Origin of the sequence: Pseudomonas sp. NFACC04-2 (genome assembly GCF_900119265.1) — a bacterium.
GTDB lineage: Bacteria > Pseudomonadota > Gammaproteobacteria > Pseudomonadales > Pseudomonadaceae > Aquipseudomonas > Aquipseudomonas fluorescens_AA.
Genome location: NZ_FPJC01000002.1, coordinates 312,921 through 332,029 on the forward strand (window position 1 = coordinate 312,921; position 19,109 = coordinate 332,029).

At 59.9% G+C, this 19,109-nt stretch carries 22 protein-coding genes, 1 tRNA gene and 1 pseudogene; 5 read left to right on the forward strand and 19 right to left on the reverse strand.

Annotated features, from left to right (window positions below; genetic code table 11):
- Positions 1-15: 15 nt before the first annotated feature.
- Complete coding sequence (locus BT125_RS03610) at positions 16-1,491, reverse strand: MFS transporter (RefSeq protein WP_072405208.1); 1,476 nt, start codon at positions 1,489-1,491, stop codon at positions 16-18.
- A 347-nt stretch (positions 1,492-1,838) separates the two neighbouring features.
- On the opposite strand from BT125_RS03610, the gene BT125_RS03615 reads away from it, so the two are divergent.
- A complete protein-coding gene (locus tag BT125_RS03615) occupies positions 1,839-2,690 on the forward strand; it encodes a LysR family transcriptional regulator (RefSeq protein WP_072405209.1) in 852 nt (283 codons plus the stop codon).
- Positions 2,691-2,732: 42 nt separating this feature from the next.
- Here BT125_RS03615 and BT125_RS29955 read toward each other — a convergent pair.
- Positions 2,733-2,816, reverse strand: a pseudogene (locus BT125_RS29955) (hypothetical protein); the annotation flags it as partial.
- A gap of 149 nt (positions 2,817-2,965) precedes the next feature.
- Here BT125_RS29955 and BT125_RS29400 point away from each other — a divergent pair.
- The gene (locus BT125_RS29400; protein ID WP_170866800.1) at positions 2,966-3,130 is read left to right on the forward strand and encodes a hypothetical protein; all 165 of its coding nucleotides are present in this window, start codon (positions 2,966-2,968) and stop codon (positions 3,128-3,130) included.
- Positions 3,131-3,273: 143 nt separating this feature from the next.
- Here the strand turns inward: BT125_RS29400 and BT125_RS03625 are convergent.
- From BT125_RS03625 to thrS, 9 genes are all read right to left on the reverse strand, one after another.
- Positions 3,274-3,350 (reverse strand) — tRNA-Pro (locus tag BT125_RS03625).
- Positions 3,351-3,440: 90 nt separating this feature from the next.
- A complete protein-coding gene (locus BT125_RS03630; RefSeq protein ID WP_003179985.1) occupies positions 3,441-3,797 on the reverse strand; it encodes a MerR family transcriptional regulator in 357 nt (118 codons plus the stop codon).
- Complete coding sequence (ihfA, locus tag BT125_RS03635) at positions 3,778-4,080, reverse strand: integration host factor subunit alpha (protein ID WP_002553164.1); 303 nt, start codon at positions 4,078-4,080, stop codon at positions 3,778-3,780. The genes BT125_RS03630 and ihfA overlap by 20 nt, the downstream gene beginning before the upstream one ends.
- Positions 4,081-4,083: 3 nt before the next feature.
- Complete coding sequence (gene pheT, locus BT125_RS03640) at positions 4,084-6,462, reverse strand: phenylalanine--tRNA ligase subunit beta (protein ID WP_072405211.1); 2,379 nt, start codon at positions 6,460-6,462, stop codon at positions 4,084-4,086.
- 36 nt (positions 6,463-6,498) lie between these two features.
- Entirely contained in the window at positions 6,499-7,515 is a 1,017-nt protein-coding gene (pheS, locus tag BT125_RS03645) for a phenylalanine--tRNA ligase subunit alpha (RefSeq protein WP_072405212.1), read from the reverse strand.
- Positions 7,516-7,624: 109 nt separating this feature from the next.
- Positions 7,625-7,981 carry a 50S ribosomal protein L20 gene (gene rplT / locus BT125_RS03650; RefSeq protein WP_002553161.1) on the reverse strand — a complete coding sequence of 119 codons (357 nt, stop codon included), beginning with the start codon at positions 7,979-7,981 and terminating at the stop codon, positions 7,625-7,627.
- A gap of 30 nt (positions 7,982-8,011) precedes the next feature.
- The gene (gene rpmI, locus BT125_RS03655) at positions 8,012-8,206 is read right to left on the reverse strand and encodes a 50S ribosomal protein L35 (protein WP_002553160.1); all 195 of its coding nucleotides are present in this window, start codon (positions 8,204-8,206) and stop codon (positions 8,012-8,014) included.
- Between the two features lie 60 nt (positions 8,207-8,266).
- Positions 8,267-8,818 carry a translation initiation factor IF-3 gene (gene infC / locus BT125_RS03660; protein WP_169432615.1) on the reverse strand — a complete coding sequence of 184 codons (552 nt, stop codon included), beginning with the start codon at positions 8,816-8,818 and terminating at the stop codon, positions 8,267-8,269.
- Complete coding sequence (thrS, locus tag BT125_RS03665) at positions 8,818-10,740, reverse strand: threonine--tRNA ligase (RefSeq protein WP_014337550.1); 1,923 nt, start codon at positions 10,738-10,740, stop codon at positions 8,818-8,820. Before thrS ends, infC begins: the two co-directional genes overlap by 1 nt.
- A 373-nt stretch (positions 10,741-11,113) precedes the next feature.
- Here thrS and BT125_RS03670 point away from each other — a divergent pair, with 373 nt between their 5' ends.
- Both BT125_RS03670 and BT125_RS03675 read left to right on the forward strand, forming a co-directional pair.
- Entirely contained in the window at positions 11,114-11,416 is a 303-nt protein-coding gene (locus BT125_RS03670; protein ID WP_072405213.1) for a hypothetical protein, read from the forward strand.
- A 288-nt stretch (positions 11,417-11,704) separates the two neighbouring features.
- Complete coding sequence (locus tag BT125_RS03675) at positions 11,705-11,917, forward strand: cold-shock protein (RefSeq protein ID WP_003179963.1); 213 nt, start codon at positions 11,705-11,707, stop codon at positions 11,915-11,917.
- Positions 11,918-11,984: 67 nt separating this feature from the next.
- On the opposite strand, the gene BT125_RS03680 is transcribed toward BT125_RS03675, so the two are convergent.
- Both BT125_RS03680 and BT125_RS03685 read right to left on the reverse strand, forming a co-directional pair.
- Positions 11,985-12,299, reverse strand: a complete 315-nt coding sequence (locus tag BT125_RS03680) for an I78 family peptidase inhibitor (protein WP_072405214.1) — start codon at positions 12,297-12,299, stop codon at positions 11,985-11,987.
- Between the two features lie 154 nt (positions 12,300-12,453).
- Positions 12,454-12,759: a hypothetical protein gene (locus BT125_RS03685; protein ID WP_072405215.1), complete on the reverse strand. Its 306-nt coding sequence runs from the start codon at positions 12,757-12,759 to the stop codon at positions 12,454-12,456.
- A 129-nt stretch (positions 12,760-12,888) separates the two neighbouring features.
- Between BT125_RS03685 and BT125_RS03690 the strand changes: the two genes are divergently transcribed.
- Positions 12,889-13,086 (forward strand): hypothetical protein, encoded by a 198-nt coding sequence (locus tag BT125_RS03690; RefSeq protein ID WP_072405216.1) that lies wholly within the window; start codon positions 12,889-12,891, stop codon positions 13,084-13,086.
- Positions 13,087-13,134: 48 nt separating this feature from the next.
- Here the strand turns inward: BT125_RS03690 and BT125_RS03695 are convergent, their stop codons facing one another.
- Genes BT125_RS03695 through BT125_RS03720 form a run of 6 tightly spaced genes read right to left on the reverse strand, consistent with a single transcriptional unit; the run spans position 13,135 to position 19,083 of the window.
- Positions 13,135-14,163, reverse strand: coding sequence for a nucleoside hydrolase (locus BT125_RS03695; RefSeq protein ID WP_072339745.1), 1,029 nt, complete (start codon positions 14,161-14,163; stop codon positions 13,135-13,137).
- Between the two features lie 30 nt (positions 14,164-14,193).
- The gene (rbsD, locus tag BT125_RS03700; RefSeq protein ID WP_060738181.1) at positions 14,194-14,598 is read right to left on the reverse strand and encodes a D-ribose pyranase; all 405 of its coding nucleotides are present in this window, start codon (positions 14,596-14,598) and stop codon (positions 14,194-14,196) included.
- A complete protein-coding gene (gene rbsK / locus BT125_RS03705) occupies positions 14,595-15,509 on the reverse strand; it encodes a ribokinase (RefSeq protein WP_072405217.1) in 915 nt (304 codons plus the stop codon). The genes rbsD and rbsK overlap by 4 nt, the downstream gene beginning before the upstream one ends.
- Positions 15,510-15,532: 23 nt before the next feature.
- A complete protein-coding gene (locus tag BT125_RS03710; RefSeq protein ID WP_072405218.1) occupies positions 15,533-16,552 on the reverse strand; it encodes a LacI family DNA-binding transcriptional regulator in 1,020 nt (339 codons plus the stop codon).
- A 3-nt stretch (positions 16,553-16,555) separates the two neighbouring features.
- A complete protein-coding gene (locus BT125_RS03715; RefSeq protein WP_060738184.1) occupies positions 16,556-17,533 on the reverse strand; it encodes an ABC transporter permease in 978 nt (325 codons plus the stop codon).
- Positions 17,530-19,083 (reverse strand): sugar ABC transporter ATP-binding protein, encoded by a 1,554-nt coding sequence (locus BT125_RS03720; protein ID WP_072405219.1) that lies wholly within the window; start codon positions 19,081-19,083, stop codon positions 17,530-17,532. The genes BT125_RS03715 and BT125_RS03720 overlap by 4 nt, the downstream gene beginning before the upstream one ends.
- Positions 19,084-19,109 lie beyond the last annotated feature (26 nt).

Sequence of the window (19,109 nt, forward strand, 5' to 3'; positions counted from 1 at the left end):
TGCTCGGCGCTGGCGTCAGTCACGGTTCGGGCTGATCGAAACGCCGAAAGGAGCAGCCGCTTTTGTTGAACGAGGCATCGAGGCATAAACGGACAGCAGCGCTGAAACGACCAGGCAAGCAGCGATGCCCAGCAGGGTGGCAATGAATCCGGTGGCAAGCGAGGAAGGGCTTTGTGCGGGGGCAGCCAGTGCGTAAAACACCCCACCGAGCACCGCCACCCCAAGCGCGGCGCTGATCTGCAAGGCCGAATTGACTACGCCGGAGATCATTCCCGATCCGCCGGGTGGCGCACGATCTATCACGGTTCGAATAAGGGTTGGCAGCGCCCAGCCCTGGCCAAACCCGAGTAACCCCACCGCCAGGATCACCAACGCCAATCGAGGGCTCTGTCCTGTCGGCGCGGCTGCGACTGCCGCGCTCAGGATCAGACATCCCAGTACCTCGAGCATCATGCCCATGGCGGGTACAAAACGGCCGAACAAGCGGATGGCAAAGGGCGTTGTCAAAGGGCCAATCAGAAAGCCCACGCCGAACGGGACGAACATCATTCCCGAGGTCAATGGCGTTACACCCAGCGCGTCCTGTAGATAAATCGAAAACGTCAGGAAGAATGCCGATACTACGTAGAAGAACAGTACGCCCGTCAGTCCGGCCACCAAGCCGCGTGCTCGACTGAGTTGCGGACTGACCAAGGGCGTGCCGCCCCGACGCTCCAGCGCGATCTCGTAGCGCCAAAAGGCCGCAGCGGCTAGCGGCGAGCCGAGCAGCAACAGACACAGCCACCATGGCCAACCGGCTTCCCGGCCTTCAACCAGCGGTACCACCAGCAGCCCGACCGTCAGCGCACACAACAGCACGCCAATGCGATCCAGCGGCACCGGAGTTTGGCTCCGGGTATCGGGAAGCAACCGTATCCCGCCCATAAACACAGCGATGACGATGGGCAGATTGATCAAGAAAACTGCACGCCATTGCAGGCCCCAGACATTCATCGATATCAGCCAGCCCCCCAGTGCCTGGGCGACAACCGCCGCGAAGCCGATCGTTGCGCCATACACCGCCAACGCACGCGAACGCTCATGCTCCGGGAACAGGCTGTGGATGGACGCCAGTCCCTGCGGTGCCATTGCCGCAGCGCTCAAACCTTGCAACACACGTCCGCCGATCAACATCATCGGCGAGCTGGCAAGGCCACACATCAAGGAGGCGACGCCGAAGCCGGCCATGCCCGCAAAGAACACCCGGCGGCGGCCAAACAGGTCACCCAGCCGACCGCCCGTAATCAGGAAGACAGCATAAGTGGCGGCATAACCTGAAATGACCCATTCGACCTGCGCCGGTGTAATCGCCAGGCCGCTACGAATGGACGGCAACGCCACATTGACGATGAAAAAATCCAGCGGCGGAAGAAAGGCGCCGACAAGAAGAACAGCGAAAGCAAACCATCGGCGCGATTCGGCTGCTGGGGCGCGATCCAGTTCGGATGTCATTGGGCAACTCCAGAAAGATACGACTAGCGCAGACTGGCTTCATGTTCACTCAGGTGCGCTGCCTGACAGATGAAACGGCAAGCCTCAGGGTTTGTTGCCGTCGTTGAGGTCTATTGTCGAAGTCAACGAGCGACGGCGGCACTGCCAGGGATGCACATTCCTCGTGCATTTTTGTAAGGCCGCCACCCGTTGTGCAGCGTCTTCAGTCGGTGGCAAAAGCCGACTTGAAATGTTCGCTTCCAGCGATAGGCATATACGGCATCTTCCGCCAGCTCTGCTCCGCCATGGGGTTGCAACGGGACTGCCGTTGCTGCATCTTCGCCGTTCATTTTTGTAGGGGGTGAGCCATGGACTGGAACGACTTGCGCGTCTTTCTGGCGATTGTCCGCACCGGCTCGCTGGGCGCTGCCGCGAAGCAACTGGGCGTTAGCCACCCCACCGTAGGACGGCGGCTTCACGTCCTTGAGCAGCACAGCGGGCAAATTTTTTTCCGCCGCACCGGGCAAGGACTTGTGTTGACGGACAGCGGTGAAAAAATTCTGGGGCTGGCCGAGGAAATGGAGCGAAGCGCTCTTTCCATTGAGCGGCACCTGGCGGGCGACAGCGATCAACCTGAGGGCCTGTTGCGAATTTCATCGGCGGACTGGTTCGCCTGCTATGTGCTCGCGCCTGTACTCGACGAAATGTCGCGAAGGTACCCGCTGATCGTTCCAGAGGTGATCCCCGGACATCGCCTGTTCGATCTGACCCGCCGCGATGCGGATATCGCCTTTCGCATCGTGCCGTTCACCGAGCCGGACATCGTTCAGCGTCGGCTGACGACACTCAGTTACGGACTGTACGTTGCCGCGCACTTGCCCTTCTCACCCTCGCAAGATGGAAAAGGCCTCGGGTTGATCCTCATGAACACGGCGCAAGCTCACTACCCCGACGTGCTTTGGCTACAGCAGATGTTTCCCCGCGCCAAAACCGTGTTCACCAGCAGCAGCCGTACCGTTCAGGCGCAGATGTGCGGCCGCGGATTGGGTGTGGCGGTCTTGCCACGGGTGCTTGGCGATCAGTTGACCGCCCTGAGATTGCTAGACGTCGGCAGTGAACCACCCGGACGCGATATCTGGATGGGCTATCACCACGACATGAGGCAGATGGACAGGCTCCGCGCCCTGGCGGATCTCGCGGGTGAAATGATTGGTACGTAGGGTCTCGCTTTGCGAGGGTCAGTCTCAATAAGCAGTGATCGTCCCCCCGGCGATAGCACCCTTCCAGACAACGACATTCATCGAAAGCGCAACATCAGCGCCCTCGCCTGCTGCGTTGGCGAGTGCTCGACTTTTAGCTGCTCGCTCGAGCATTTTTTTCAAGCCCTGCCGTAGCACAAAATAAGCGCACAATGATGAACACACTTTCATCGAAAGCATCCTTCAACGTGTCTATTCTGCGGGTTCCGACATAGTGACTACAGGAGTAACCCACCATGTTCTCGCACGAAAGTATCCCGCTGATCATCATCTTCACCATCATGCTGCTTGGCGTACTCGCCGCCGTCCTCCATCCAGTACATGCGCTCGTCACCTGGCTTCGGAGGCGGAATGAAGGGTCTTCCCGTCGGCACGCGCAAAAAAAGATTCGCGTTGAATGACTCTCTGCAGGCCCGGCTACGTTCAGGCAATCCCTGACCTGAATATCAGCGAAATCACTGGGTAGTCTTGCGCCGGTTTTTCGCGGACACAAAAAAGCCGATCTATCTGATCGGCTTAGGCGTCTGATTCTAATCAGAAAATATGGTCGGGACGGAGTGATTCGAACACTCGACCCCTAGCACCCCATGCTAGTGCGCTACCGGACTGCGCTACGCCCCGACTAGGCGTGAATCTTGTTCCGCTTCTCAACGGAACGCTCAGGAATATATCGCAAGCTTTTGAAAACTGGAAGTATTTAAAGCAGAAATTTTATTTCTTGAGCACCACCAGCACATCTTCAAGCTCGGCGATCATCTGGCGGATCATTTGTTTGTACTGGGTTGTATCGTCCTTGGCCTCATCACCAGAGAGACGCAGGCGTGCGCCGCCGATGGTGAACCCCTGGTCGTACAGCAACGCGCGGATCTGCCGGATCATCAGCACGTCTTGTCGCTGATAATACCGGCGGTTTCCGCGGCGCTTGACCGGGTTGAGTTGAGGAAACTCCTGCTCCCAATAGCGCAGCACGTGCGGTTTTACCGCACACAGCTCGCTGACTTCACCGATGGTGAAGTAGCGTTTGCCCGGGATGACGGGTAGTTCGTCGTTATGACTTGGTTCCAGCATAAGCCTCAACTCGGGCCTTCAACTTCTGCCCTGGACGAAAGGTGACCACACGGCGAGCCGTGATCGGGATTTCTTCTCCCGTTTTCGGATTGCGGCCAGGCCGCTGGCGTTTGTCCCGAAGGTCGAAATTGCCGAAACCGGACAACTTGACCTGTTCGTTGTCTTCCAGAGCGTGCCTGATTTCTTCGAAAAACAGTTCGACCAATTCTTTGGCCTCCCGTTTATTCAGGCCCAGCTCCTCATACAGACGTTCCGCCATCTCAGCTTTCGTCAGAGCCCCCATACGTCACTTCCTTAACGTGGCGTTCAACCTGTTTTCGAGCGAGGTGAGGATATTCTGCGTTGCGGTATTCACCTCATCGTCATTAAGAGTGCGCGATGGATGCTGCCAGGTCAAGCCAACTGCAAGGCTTTTTCTATGCGGATCAATGCCTTTACCCTGATACACGTCAAATAGCCTGAGGTCCGTCAGCCATTCGCCTGCATTTTCACGTATTACGTCCAGTACAGCACTGGAAGCAACGTCGCGATCAGCCAGCAACGCCAGGTCACGACGCACTTCAGGAAAGCGCGATAACTCCTGGAATTTCGGCATTTTCCCTTGGGCCACTTCGGCCAGAACCAGCTCGAAAACGAAGACTGGACGATCGAGGCCCAGGGTCTTCGACAGTTCCGGGTGGATGGCACCGACATAGCCGACTTCACGCCCGTCTCGCTCGATACGTGCGGTCTGCCCCGGATGCAGCGCCGGGTGCTTGCCTGGTACGAAAGTGAATGCGTCGAGCGCGCCGGCGAAGCCCAGCACCGCTTCCACGTCAGCCTTGACGTCGAAGAAGTCGACGACATCGCGGCCTTGCGCCCAGCCTTCCGGCAAGCGGCTGCCGCAGACGACACCGGCCAGCATCGGCTCTTGCTTCAAGCCGTCCAGTTGACCGACGAAGCGCAGGCCGCTTTCGAACAGACGCACGCGATCCTGCTGGCGGTTGAGGTTGTGCTGCAGCGATTTGACCAAACCAGGCCACAAGGACGAGCGCATGGCCGCCATGTCGTTGGAAATCGGGTTGGCCAGCAACAGCGGCTCGACACCAGGGCTGAACAGCTCGAACTGGCGCGGATCGATGAAGCTGTAGGTGATCGCTTCCTGATACCCACGAGCCACCAGCAGGCGGCGCAGTTCCGGCAGGTCGCTACGGGCTTCGGCCTTGGCCTGCGGGGCCAGGCGCGCTTGCGGGTAGCGAACCGGCAGACGGTTGTAGCCATACAGGCGAGCCAGCTCTTCGATCAGGTCGACTTCCAGGCTGATATCGAAGCGATGGCTTGGCACTTCGACGCGCCACTGCCCTGCCCCATCGGCGCTGATGTTCAGGCCGAGGGCGCTGAGCAGGCGTTCGACTTCAGCCGGGGCCATTTCCATGCCCAGCATCTGGGTGATGCGCTGGGCACGCAGGGTGACCGGTGCAATCTTCGGCAGGTGCTGTTCGCTGACGGTCTCGATGATCGGGCCGGCTTCACCGCCAGTGATCTCCAGCAGCAGGCCAGTGGCGCGCTCCATGGCTTCACGGGCCAGTTGCCAGTCCACGCCACGCTCGTAGCGGTGCGAGGCGTCGGTGTGCAGGCCATAGGAACGCGCCTTGCCAGCGACGGCGATCTGGTCGAAGAACGCGCTTTCCAGGAATACATCGCGGGTCGTGGCGGATACGCCACTGTGCTCGCCCCCCATTACGCCGGCAATCGCCAAGGCGCGGACGTGGTCGGCAATCACCAGGGTGTCGCTGCGCAGGGTCACTTCCTGGCCGTCGAGCAGCACCAGCTTTTCACCCTCTTCGGCCATGCGTACGCGGATGCCACCGTTGATTTCGGCGAGATCGAACGCATGCAGCGGTTGACCCAGCTCCAACATCACATAGTTGGTGATGTCGACGGCGGCGTCGATGCTGCGCACGTCGGCGCGACGCAGGCGCTCAACCATCCACAGCGGTGTTGGCTTGGACAGGTCGACGTTACGGATCACGCGGCCCAGGTAACGCGGGCATGCCGCCGGCGCCAGGACCTCAATCGAACGCACTTCGTCATGCACCGCCGGCACGGTCGCGACCACCGGACGCGTCACGGGGGCGGCATACAGCGCGCCGACTTCGCGGGCCAGACCGGCCAGGGACAGGCAGTCGCCACGGTTCGGCGTCAGGTCGACCTCGATGCTCGCATCGTCCAAGTTCAGGTATTCACGGATGTCCTGGCCCACCGGCGCATCGGCCGGAAGCTCCATCAGGCCATCGTTGCCTTCGCCGACTTGCAGTTCGGCCTGGGAGCACAGCATGCCGTTGGACTCGACGCCACGCAGCTTGGCTTTCTTGATCTTGAAATCGCCCGGCAGCTCGGCACCGATCATGGCGAACGGGATCTTCAGGCCCGGGCGCACGTTAGGTGCGCCGCAGACCACCTGGAAAGTCTCCGCGCCATTGCTGACCTGGCAAACCCGCAATTTGTCAGCGTCCGGGTGTTGCTCGGTGCTCAACACCTCGCCCACCACCACGCCGCTGAATTCACCGGCGGCCGGCGTGACGCTATCGACCTCAAGACCGGCCATCGACAGGCGAGCAACCAACTCGTCCCGACTTACCTGCGGGCTTACCCAGCCGCGCAGCCATTGTTCACTGAATTTCATCCTGCTCTCCTAATAGATTCGTTACGGGCCTGCGACCTAGCGAAATTGCGCAAGGAACCGCAAGTCGTTGTCGAAGAACAGGCGCAAGTCATTCACACCGTAACGCAGCATGGCCAAGCGCTCGACGCCCATGCCGAAAGCAAAACCCGAGAATTCTTCCGGATCGATACCGGACATACGCAGTACGTTCGGGTGAACCATCCCGCAGCCCATCACTTCCAGCCAGCCAGTCTGCTTGCAGACGCGGCAGCCTTTGCCGCTGCACATCACACATTCCATGTCGACTTCAGCGGAGGGCTCGGTGAACGGGAAGTACGAAGGGCGGAAACGCACCGCCAGTTCTTTTTCGAAGAACACCCGCAGGAACTCTTCGATCGTGCCTTTCAGGTCGGCGAAATTGATGTCGCGATCAACCAGCAGGCCTTCGACCTGGTGGAACATCGGCGAGTGGGTGATATCGGAGTCGCTGCGGTACACACGGCCTGGGCAGACGATGCGGATCGGCGGCTGCTGCGATTCCATGGTGCGGACCTGTACCGGCGAGGTATGGGTGCGCAACAGCATGTTCGCATTGAAATAGAAGGTGTCATGCATCGACCGGGCCGGGTGATGGCCTGGGATGTTGAGTGCCTCGAAGTTGTGGTAGTCGTCTTCGACCTCAGGGCCTTCGGCAATGCCGTAGCCGATGTGGGTGAAGAACTGCTCGATGCGTTCCAGGGTCCGGGTCACCGGATGCAAGCCACCGGAAGTCTGGCCACGGCCAGGCAGGGTCACGTCGATGGACTCGGCGGCGAGCTTGGCAGCCAGGTCCGCCTCCTCGAGCAATGCCTTGCGCGCATTGAGGACTTCTGTGACACGCTCCTTGGCAACGTTGATCAGCGCACCGACCTGCGGACGCTCTTCGGCTGGCAGGTTCCCCAGGGTCTTCATCACCTGAGTCAACTCGCCCTTCTTGCCAAGGTAGTGAACCCGGATTTGCTCCAGGGCATTGATATCTTCAGCGCTTTGCACAGCCTCTAGTGCTTGAGCGACCAGCGCGTCCAGGTTTTCCATGTACAGACTCCAGATACAAAATAGGGGAAGAGCTTTAAGGCTCTTCCCCTATTTATGACGTTTGACACCAGGGCCCACAGAGGTGAGCCCGGGTGACTGCCGGGGGTACTTAAGCCAAGGTGGCTTTAGCTTTCTCGACAATCGCAGCAAACGCCGCTTTTTCGTTCACTGCCAGATCAGCCAGAACCTTACGGTCGATCTCGATGGACGCTTTTTTCAGGCCAGCGATGAAACGGCTGTAGGACAGACCGTTAACACGAGCACCAGCGTTGATACGAGCGATCCACAGAGCGCGGAACTGACGTTTTTTCTGACGACGGTCACGGTAGGCGTATTGGCCTGCCTTGATTACCGCTTGCTTGGCAACACGGAATACGCGGGAGCGCGCGCCGTAGTAGCCTTTAGCAAGTTTCAGAATTTTTTTGTGACGCTTACGGGCAATGACGCCACGCTTTACACGAGCCATGAGTTACTTCCTCTATTCTTGATCCAAAAATTAACGAAGGCGCAGCATGCGCTCGACTTTTGCCACGTCAGACGGATGCAGCAAGCTGCTACCGCGCAGTTGACGCTTACGCTTGGTCGACATTTTGGTCAGGATGTGGCTCTTGAAAGCGTGCTTGTGCTTGATACCGTTAGCAGTTTTCAGAAACCGCTTAGCAGCACCACTTTTGGTTTTCATCTTTGGCATGTTCGGATACTCCGCATTCAGTTGATAAACATAATCGCAAGGCCTGCCGTGCCCTGGTGATTACTTCTTCTTTTTCGGGGCGATGACCATGATCAGCTGGCGTCCTTCCATCTTAGGATGCTGTTCGACCGAACCGTACTCGAGCAGGTCTTGTTCAACCCGCTTGAGGAGTTCCATCCCCAGCTCCTGGTGGGCCATCTCACGGCCGCGGAATCGCAAGGATACCTTGGCCCTGTCCCCATCACTCAGGAAACGTACCAGGTTGCGCAGTTTTACCTGGTAATCCCCTTCCTCCGTCCCTGGACGAAACTTGATTTCTTTTACCTGAATCTGCTTCTGGTTTTTCTTCGCCGCGGCAATCTGCTTCTTCTTCTCGAAGATCGACTTGCCGTAGTCCATCACCCGGCAAACCGGTGGGACTGCGTCCGCGGAAATTTCTACCAGATCAAGCTTTGCTTCTTCAGCAATACGAAGCGCTTCATCAATCGAGACGATGCCAATCTGCTCGCCGTCAGCGCCAATTAACCGAACCTCGCGTGCCGAGATATTCTCGTTGATCGGGGCTTTCGGTGCAGCTCGTTTATCTTGTCTCATTTCACGCTTAATAATAATTACTCCAAATCTGGGCGACCACGCCGGGAAACCGCTTGCGCGAGGAACTCAGCGAATTCGGCGACGGGCATCGAGCCCAGGTCAGCACCTTCACGAGTACGCACAGCGACAGTCTGCATCTCGACCTCCCGATCTCCAATAACCAAGAGAAAGGGAACCTTGAGCAAAGTATGCTCGCGGATTTTAAAGCCGATCTTTTCATTTCTCAAGTCGGACTTGGCACGAAATCCGCTTTGGTTGAGAGTTTTTTCGACTTCAGCGGCAAAATCTGCCTGTTTATCAGTGATATTCATGATCACTGCCTGGGTCGGTGCCAGCCACGCAGGGAACGCACCCTCGTAGTGTTCGATCAGAATCCCGACGAAACGCTCGAACGAACCGAGGATCGCGCGGTGAAGCATGACCGGGTGCTTGCGGCTGTTGTCTTCGGACACGTATTCGGCGCCCAGACGGATCGGCAGGTTAAAATCGAGCTGCAGGGTACCACACTGCCACACGCGACCGAGGCAATCTTTCAGCGAGAACTCGATCTTCGGACCGTAGAAAGCCCCCTCGCCCGGCTGCAGATCATACGCAAGGCCCGCGCTATCGAGGGCGGCGGCCAGAGCCGCTTCGGCGCGATCCCACAGCTCGTCGGAGCCGACGCGTTTTTCCGGACGAGTGGACAGCTTCATCTCGACTTCGGTGAAGCCGAAGTCCCGGTAGACATCCATGGTCAGCTTGATGAAAGCGGCGGATTCGGCCTGCATCTGCTCTTCGGTACAGAAGATGTGGGCATCGTCCTGGGTAAACGCACGCACGCGCATGATGCCGTGCAGCGCACCCGACGGCTCGTTGCGGTGGCAGGCACCGAACTCGGCCAGGCGCATCGGCAGCTCGCGGTAGCTTTTCAGGCCCTGGTTGAACACCTGCACGTGGCACGGACAGTTCATCGGCTTGATGGCGTAGTCGCGGTTTTCCGACTGAGTGGTGAACATGTTGTCGGCGTAGTTGGCCCAGTGCCCGGATTTCTCCCACAGGCTGCGGTCGACCACTTGCGGCGTCTTGATTTCCAGATAGCCGTTTTCACGCTGGACCTGGCGCATGTACTGCTCGAGCACCTGGTACAGGGTCCAGCCGTTCGGGTGCCAGAACACCATGCCCGGGGATTCTTCCTGGGTGTGGAACAGGCCCAGGCGCTTGCCGATCTTGCGGTGATCGCGCTTCTCAGCTTCTTCGATGCGCTGGATGTAGGCCGCCAGTTGCTTCTTGTCCGCCCAGGCGGTGCCGTAGACGCGCTGCAACTGCTCGTTCTTCGCATCGCCGCGCCAGTAGGCGCCGGACAGCTTGGTCAGCTTGAAGGATTTGAGGAAACGCGTGTTCGGCACGTGCGGGCCGCGGCACATGTCGACGTATTCTTCGTGGTAGTACAGGCCCATGGCCTGCTCGTCCGGCATGTCTTCCACCAGACGCAGCTTGTAGTCCTCGCCACGGGCCTTGAAGACTTCGATGACTTCGGCGCGCGGGGTGACTTTCTTGATGACGTCGTAATCTTTCTCGATCAGCTGCTGCATGCGCTGTTCGATGGCGGCCATGTCGTCCGGCGTGAAAGGACGCTCGAAGGCAATGTCGTAATAGAAGCCTTCGTCGATGACCGGCCCGATGACCATCTTCGCGCTCGGGTACAGCTGCTTGACCGCGTGGCCAACCAAGTGCGCGCAGGAGTGGCGAATGATCTCCAGCCCCTCTTCATCCTTGGGCGTGATGATTTGCAGCGTGGCGTCGCTGTCGATGACGTCACTGGCGTCGACCAGTTTACCGTTGACCTTGCCGGCCAGGGTGGCCTTGGCCAGGCCCGCGCCGATGGATGCGGCGACCTCGGCTACGGAAACCGGGTGATCGAACGAACGTTGACTGCCGTCGGGAAGAGTAATAGTTGGCATGGCGCCTCCTCTCCTAGTGGTGACCCCTACCAAAGGTCACGTGGGTTGGGATGAGCCAGTACAAGATCCAGTCCAGGCCATTCAATGACGAACGCCTGCCTTACAGCGGCAGGAGCCTTGCGGCCAACCGGGAAAACCGAACCAGAGTGACTGGGATTCAAATCAGGGTTATTCGGACTCTTTGCCACCGGGACGAACACTCGCCCGCAGCCTGGAAATAGCCGAGCCCGGCATGCTAGCACAGATGAACGGTCATCGATGCACAAGGCTGTCACAGGAAGGCAAATCGTCCGCTTTTATGCCAGAGTGCTGAACTTGATCGGCCCTAGAGCCCTCGAATCACAGAACATCGACCCAGAAGGAGCATCCCCGCATGCGTCTCAATACCCTGTTCGCCGTAGTCGCCCCCATTGTTCTGCTGCTGCCGTTGAGTGCCCACGCCGACTGGCCGAAGGGCGAGCGGGATAAATACATGGCCCAGTGCACACAGGCGGCTACCCCGCAGATTGGCGCGGCGGCAGCCAAATCCCACTGCGCCTGTGGCGCCGACGCCATCAAGTCCTACCCGGCGCGTGATATCCAGGCGCTGATGGACAACAAGGCCACCCCTGAACTGCAGCAGAAAGCCCTTGGCGAGATCGCCAAATGCAAGGCCAATGTGCCTGCGAAAAAGTGAAAAACTGGAGCCTTTAAAGCCACCCGGGGCTGATAAAAGGCCCAAAAAAGCGCTTTTTTGTACTATTTATGCAGGTTTTACAGCTTTTTTTATCGTCTTTACTTTCGGCTCAAAGCCTTTAAAACCGGGCCTTTCAGCGGGCAAGGGCGATAAAGTAAACACGACTGATTGGCAAACAGCGCCTGCGGGGGGCTCCCAAATCGAACATTTCGACTATGATACCCGGGTGTGCCCAGTTGGCCTGAGCAGCACAGTACACTGAAAATATATGTTTCTTGGAGATACACCATGTCTAATCGCCAAACCGGCACCGTTAAATGGTTCAACGATGAAAAAGGCTTCGGCTTCATCACTCCTCAAGGTGGCGGTGACGACCTGTTCGTACACTTCAAAGCTATCGAAAGCGACGGTTTCAAAAGCCTGAAAGAAGGCCAGACCGTTTCCTTCGTGGCTGAGAAAGGCCAAAAGGGTATGCAAGCTGCACAGGTTCGCCCAGAGTAATTTCTCGGCGCACAAAAAAACCCCGTCCATGTGACGGGGTTTTTTATGGGCGATTGAAAACCGTCAATCAGCCACAGTTCACCCGGTTGATCACCAGGTTGGCATCGGTATTGAGGTTCAGGCGATCGGAACGGTACTCGAGCGTGACCATATCGTTGGGCTTGAGGATACGGGCATTCTGCGCGCCGGCACGGGTACGGGCCTGCTCCAGCAACTGTGGCGAGGCCTTCTTGCCGATGGCGAACTCGGCGGCCTTTGCTTCGCAGCGGCTGTGACCGGTCTCGGTCGCCACAGGTTCGGGGGTCGATTCAGAGGTGCTGCTGCAACCGCTCAAGAACATGGCGGCCAGCAAAGTACTCAATGACGCAAGCTTCCAAGGCATGAAGCCTCCTTTTTTCGATGAATAAACAGAGAGCGTGCGACAGCCCAAACGGCGCTTGGTTTCAACACCGCAACCATCAGGCCGGGAAAGCTGGCAGTTTGCCTGAGCCCACGGCCCTGTTCAGGCCTGAATCGTGACTGGATATGAACGCAGCTCAATAAACGTCAATGTAATCAAAGGGCGGATTGGGCCAGTTGTCCTTCAGCGCGTTATAGATCTGCATGACCCAGACCTCGTCGCTGGCAGCGACCCGGCCGACATACCCCGAGCCCTTCGCCCACGTTTCGAGCCGAAACCGCAAACCGTCAATGTCAACGCCACCAACCACACCCGAGGACAAATAGGCGATGCCGTCCTTGGTCACGCGCAGTTGGGTATGCTCGTCGTCACTGGCCGAGGCCAGCAATTGACGAACCGCCTCGACGGTCAGGCCATCAGGAGCGTTCAAATCTATCTGCACGGCGAAGCTCCTTTGAAAAATAAAAGAACAAGTGTCGCACAGCCCTCCCCCAATGCCTAAGTCGCAGTGCCAAATCCCGGGCAAAAATGTTTAACTCAGCCTACAGACCTTCAACTCGCGAGCCCGACCATGAGTACCGTCAGTATCGAAGCCACCATCAATGCCAAATGGTCGGAGGGCCACAGCTCCTATAGCCCGGGCAGCCCGGAGGAACTGGCAATCATCTGCATAGAATTGTTAGTGAAGGAGCTGGGGATAGAAGTCGCCCGCAACTTCATCCAACAGACATTCGAGCGCTACCCGAGCATCGTCGACGCCGTAGATTGAGGCACGCGCCCACAGGTCCAGCCCGGGGGCGCGCTATAGCCAGGCAGATTACTTCAGGCGCGCCAGGCGCTCGGTCAGCAGGTCAAAGAACCCCTGGGCATCACCGTTTTCCACCCAGAACGCGTTCTTCGGCGCCTTCAGGCCGTCGTACCAGTCGACGATGGTCTGCCCGAACGTCGGGCCCTCGCGACTGTCCACGACAACATTGACCGAACGGCCAGTGAACAATTGCGGCTTGAGCAGGTAGGCAATCACGGTCGCGTCATGCACCGGCCCGCCCGTCATGCCGTAGTGCTCCATGTCGCCCTTGACGTATTCGTTGAGGATATCGCCCACCAGCTTGCTGGCATTGTTGTTCAGCGCCGCGATCTGCTTCAGGCGTGCCTCGCTGGTGAGAATCTTGTGAGTCACGTCCAACGGCAGGTAGGTCAGCTTCACGCCGCTCTTGGCCACCACCTCGGCCGCCTGCGGATCGGCGAACAGATTGAACTCGGCCACCGGCGTGATATTGCCGCCGTTGAAGTGCGCACCGCCCATGATCACCACTTCCTTGATGCCCTGGACAATGTCCGGTTCCTGGACCAACGCCAGCGCCAGGTTGGTCTGCGGCCCCAGCATGGCAATAGTGATGCTGTGGGGCTTGGCCGCCTTCAGCGTGTCGATCAGGTAGTTGACGGCATTGCCTTCGGCCAGCCCCTTCTTCGGCTCGTGCACTGTGACACCCGACAGGCCTTCCTTGCCATGGATGTTTTCTGCGTAGATGGGCGTGCGCATCAAGGGTTTCGGCGCACCGGCGTAGACCGGCACGTCTTCGCGCCCTGCCCACTCACGGGCCAGGCGAGCGTTGCGCGAGGTCTTGTCCAGGCGCACATTGCCGGCGACGGTGGTCAGCGCACGGATATGCAGCTCCTCGGGCGACGCCAGGGCGAACAGCAGCGCCACCACGTCGTCGGCGCCTGGGTCGGTGTCGATGATCAGGTCGATCTTTTCCGCCGCCTGGGCGCTCGTTGCAGTGATCAGTGACAAAAGCAGCAGACTCCGGATCAGTTGATGCATTTTCTCAGCATAGCGGTGCATAGCGCACTCCTTGTGCGGGGTTGAACAGGGTTAGAACGTCACTCCAGCGACCAGCACAATATTGCAGTATGGCGAGCATTCGCCTGTGCGAATGATCGCCCGTGCCTGTCGGCTGATAACCTTGAATTGCTCATGGCTGACCAACGCCCGCTCACCCAACGCCCCCTCGGCATTCAGCGTCTCCAGGGTTGCCAGGGCCAACGGCTGCTTGTCGAGGATTTCCTCGGCCAGGACATGGCTTTCCACCTGCATTTCGCTGAGCACCACCTTCAAGGTGCTGACAAAGTCAGGAATGCCATGGGTCAGGGCCAGGTCGATCAATTCGACCTGGGGCGGCACGGGCAGGCCGGCATCCCCGATGACCACCTTGTCGCCATGGCCGAGGGAAGCGATCAATCGGGACAGTGCCACATTCAATAACGGCGTCTTTTTCATGATTTGAAAGCCTGTACTTCCAGCAACGTGGGGATTGAAGGTTGCGCGCCGGCGCGGGTGACCGACAGCGCGGCGGCGACCTGGCCGAAACGAATCGCATCGACCTCACTTTTGCCGCTGGCCAAGGCTGCCGCGAAGCCGCCGACAAAGGTATCCCCGGCGGCCGTGGTGTCCACTGCCTTGACCCGCGGGGCCGGGAAATGCTCGAAGCTGGCGCCGTTGGCGAACATCAGCCCCTGGGCCCCCAGGGTGACGATCACCTTGCCGGCACCGGCGGCGATCAAATGCGCCGCGGCGGCCTCTGCGGTTTCCAGGGAATCCACCGCCAACCCGCTCAGCACCGCTGCTTCGCTTTCATTGGGAATCAGGTAGTCGACGCAGGCGTACCAGTCGGCGGGCAGCGTATGGGAAGCCGGCGCCGGGTTGAGGATGACGATTTTGCCCAACTCACGCCCGCGCTTGAGGGCATGGCCGACGGTGGCATCCGGCACTTCGAGCTGGCAGATGATGACATCGGCGCTTTGCAGCACGTCATCGACACCGTCCAGGACCTCGGCGGTGAGCGCACCATTGGCACCGGCGACGATGACGATCGCATTCTGGCTGTTGTCATCGACGACAATCAGCGCCACGCCGCTGGAACCCTCTTCCACGCGGACCGCCTGGCAGTCGATGCCCTCGGCCAGCAACGCACCGCGCAATTGCTCGCCATAGGCATCGTCGCCCACGCAGCCGACCATCGACACCTGCGCCCCCAGGCGCGCGGCGGCTACCGCCTGGTTGGCACCCTTGCCACCGGGGATGGTGGCGAACGACTCGCCGATCAGCGTTTCGCCGCCGCGGGGCAAGCGCGGCGCCCGGGTTACCAGGTCCATGTTCAGACTGCCTATTACCACTACTTTTGCTGGCATACATCACTACTCATCAATTCGGTTCAGCGGTATTGGGCGAATGTACCCGACAGCGGTGCAGTCGACTCTCGCAAGACAATACTCGGCGTCACGATCCGCTGGTCGGTGGCAAGGCCCGGCGTAGCGATACGCCGCAGCAGCACTTCGGCTGCCATCTCCCCGAGCTGCAGGATCGACTGCCCCACCGTGGTCAACGCCGGGTAGACATAGCGGCTCATCTGGATGTCATCGAAACCGATGACCGACAGTTCGCTGGGCACACGCACATTGCGTTCAGCCGCGGCGCGCAGCACACCGATGCCGATCATGTCGTTGGCCGCGAAGATCGCGCTGGGCGGCAGTTGTTCAAGCAGTTGCGCGGCGGCGCGGTAACCGCCGGTACTGGTGAAATCGCTCTCGAGCATGCGCTCGACGGGCAGCTCGATCCCGGCCTCTTTCAGCGCCCGGCGATAACCGGCCAGGCGCATTTGCGCCACGCTGGTATTGGCCGGGCCGCCGATGAATGCGATATCGTGGTGGCCCAACTCCAGCAGGTGCCGGGTCGCCAGGTAGGCGCCGTATTCATGATCGATGCGCACCAGGTCCGCGTCGACACCATCGAGCCCGCGGTCAACGATCACCATGGGCGTGCGCACGCTGGCCAGGCCCTCGGCCAGGCCGACATCGCCTCCGGCGGACGCGAAGATCAGGCCATCGATGCGTTTTTCCAGCAGCACCCGCAGGTAACTGCGTTGCTTGTCCGGGTTGTCGTCGGAGTTGCACAGGATCACGCAATAGCCGTTGCGCTCACAGTAATCCTCGATGCCCCGGGCCAACTCGGCAAAGTAAGGGTTGAGGCTGTTGGGCACCAACAGGCCGATGGTCGCCGTGGTCTTGGCCTTGAGCGAACGGGCCACGGCGCTGGGCACATAGTCCAGGCGCTCGATGGCCGCCTCGACCTTGAGCCGCACCTCTTCGCTGACCGGCCGCGTCTTGTTCACCACGTGGGAAACGGTGGTGTAGGAAATACCCGCGAGCGCTGCTACATCCTTGATCGTCGCCATGGTTCAGCCCCGCCGACTGGCGCGCTGACTGCGATAGGTATCGAGCACGACCGCTACCACGATCACCGCGCCGGTGATGATGCGCTTGGTCGGCTCGGTAGCGCCGATCTGCGCCAGGCCCGCCGCCAGCACGGAGATGATCAACACACCAAAGAAGGTACTGATGACCGAGCCGCGCCCACCCATCAGGCTGGTACCGCCAATGACCACCGCCGCAATCACCTGCAGTTCCAGCCCTGAGCCAGCGTTCGGGTCCGCGGCCTCCAGGCGGGAAATCTGGAACAACGCCGCCACGCCGGCCAGCAAGCCCATCAGGCTGAACACCAGGATCTTGTATGGTTTTGGATTGATGCCGGCCAGGCGCACGGCTTCTTCATTGGTGCCGATGCCGATCAGGTAGCGACCGAACACGGTGCGGGTCAGTACCGCCTGGGCAATGAAGATCACCAGCAAGGCGATGATGAACGAGGGCGAGATACCAAAGGCGATGGGGTTTGACAGCCAGGCGAACGAGTCACCGATGTAGGCGGTCCGGGAACCGGTCATCTGGTACGCCAGGCCCCGGGCCATTTCCAGCACGCCGAGGGAGACGATGAACGATGGAATCCGCCAGGCAACGGTGATCGAACCGGTGACCGTACCCGCCAGCGCCGCCACGGCCATGCCGAGCAAGGCCGATGGCCAGACGCTCCAGCCCCAGCCGAGCACGGCCACGCTGACCGTCGATGCCGCCAGTGCCAGCACCGAGCCCACCGACAGGTCGATGCCGCCGATGATCAGGATGAACGTCATGCCGACCGCCAGCACCATCAGGTCGGGAATCTGGTTGGCCAAGGTGCTGAACGTGTCATAGGACAGGAAGTGGCTGCTCAAGGTTGAGAACAGCGCGACCATGGCCAGCAGCGCGCCGGCCAAGCCCAGGTAGGTCCCGAGGCCATAGAAATTGCCACTCGATTTGCCGACGGCAGATGCGGTTTTCATGAAAAATCCCTAGGCGCTGCTTCGTTGAGCAGCGCATCACGTTTCTGGTAGCCGGCGAATGCGGCGGCAAGCAAGTCATCCTGGGTCCAGCTGTCGCGCTCGAAGGTGTCGATCAGGCGCCCGGCGGACAGCACGCCGATCCGGTCGCAGATCAACATCAGTTCCCGCAGGTCACTGGACACCACGACCAACGCCTTGCCCTGGCGAGTCAATTCGCCGAGCAGCGCATAAATGTCGAATTTGGCGCCGACGTCGATACCACGGGTCGGCTCGTCGAACAGCATGACCGCGCAATCGCGTTCGAGCCAACGACCGATCACGACCTTCTGCTGGTTGCCACCCGACAGCTCGGACACCAACTGGGTCGGGCTGGAACTGCGGATGCGCATGGCATCCACCTGGCGCTGCGCCAAGGCCAGTTCGGCGCTGCCATTGACCAGGCCGGCGCTGGAAATTTCCGGCATGTTGCCCAGGGCAATGTTGGCGGCGATGGACTGCGTCAGCAGCAAGCCTTCGCCCTTGCGGTCTTCGGTGATCAACGCGATGCCATGGGCCACGGCATCGGACGGCGAGCGAATGCTCACGACCCGGGCCGGCGAACCCAGCGCCACCGTGCCGCTGTCGGCCGGATCGGCACCGAAGATCAGCCGCAACAGTTCGGTGCGCCCTGCCCCGATCAGGCCGGAGATGCCGAAAATCTCGCCGCTGCGGACTTCGAAGGACACGTCGCGGACCTTGTCGGAACGGGTCAGGCCTTTAACGGTCAACGCCGGCGCGCCGATCTGGCGTGGGCCAAGGTCGATATGCTCGCCCAGCTCCCGGCCGACCATCAGGGTCACCAGTTGCTCGCTGTCGTAGTTGGCCATCGGTTCGACACAGACCAGGTTGCCATCGCGCAGCACCGCAATGCGCTGGGCGACCCGCGCCAGTTCTTCGAGGCGATGGGAAATGTAGATGATCGACACCCCACGCGCCTGCAAGCGGGTGATCTGCTCAAAGAGCATTTCGACTTCGCGAGCCGTCAGCATGGCGGTCGGCTCATCGAGAATCAGCACATGGCAATCGCCAATCAGGTTGCGGGCGATCTCGACCATCTGTTGGTGACCGATCCCCAGCTCGCCGACCAGCGTGTCGGGATCAATCGCATCGAGCCCCACCTGGGCCATGGCCTCGATGGCCGCCTTGCGCAATTGCTTGCGACTGATCCAGCCGCCGTGGCTGGGCAGGTTGTCGAGGAACAGGTTTTCAGCCACGGACAGGGTCGGCAGCAGGTTGAGTTCCTGCATCACCATGCGTACGCCCAGCTCTTCAGCCTGGGTCCGGCTGCCGGGCCGATAATCCTGCCCCTGAAATTGCATCTGCCCGGTCGTCGGCGTCACCAGCCCGCCGATGATCTTGGACAGGGTGCTTTTGCCGGCGCCATTTTCACCGGTCAGCGCCAGCACTTCACCGCGCATCAACGTCAGATTGATATCGGTCAGTACCGGCTGGGCATAGGTCTTGCCGATACCGCTGACGCACAGGACAGCGTTCGGGTCGCGAACGGACATAACAAACTCTCCAATGCGCTCGCCCG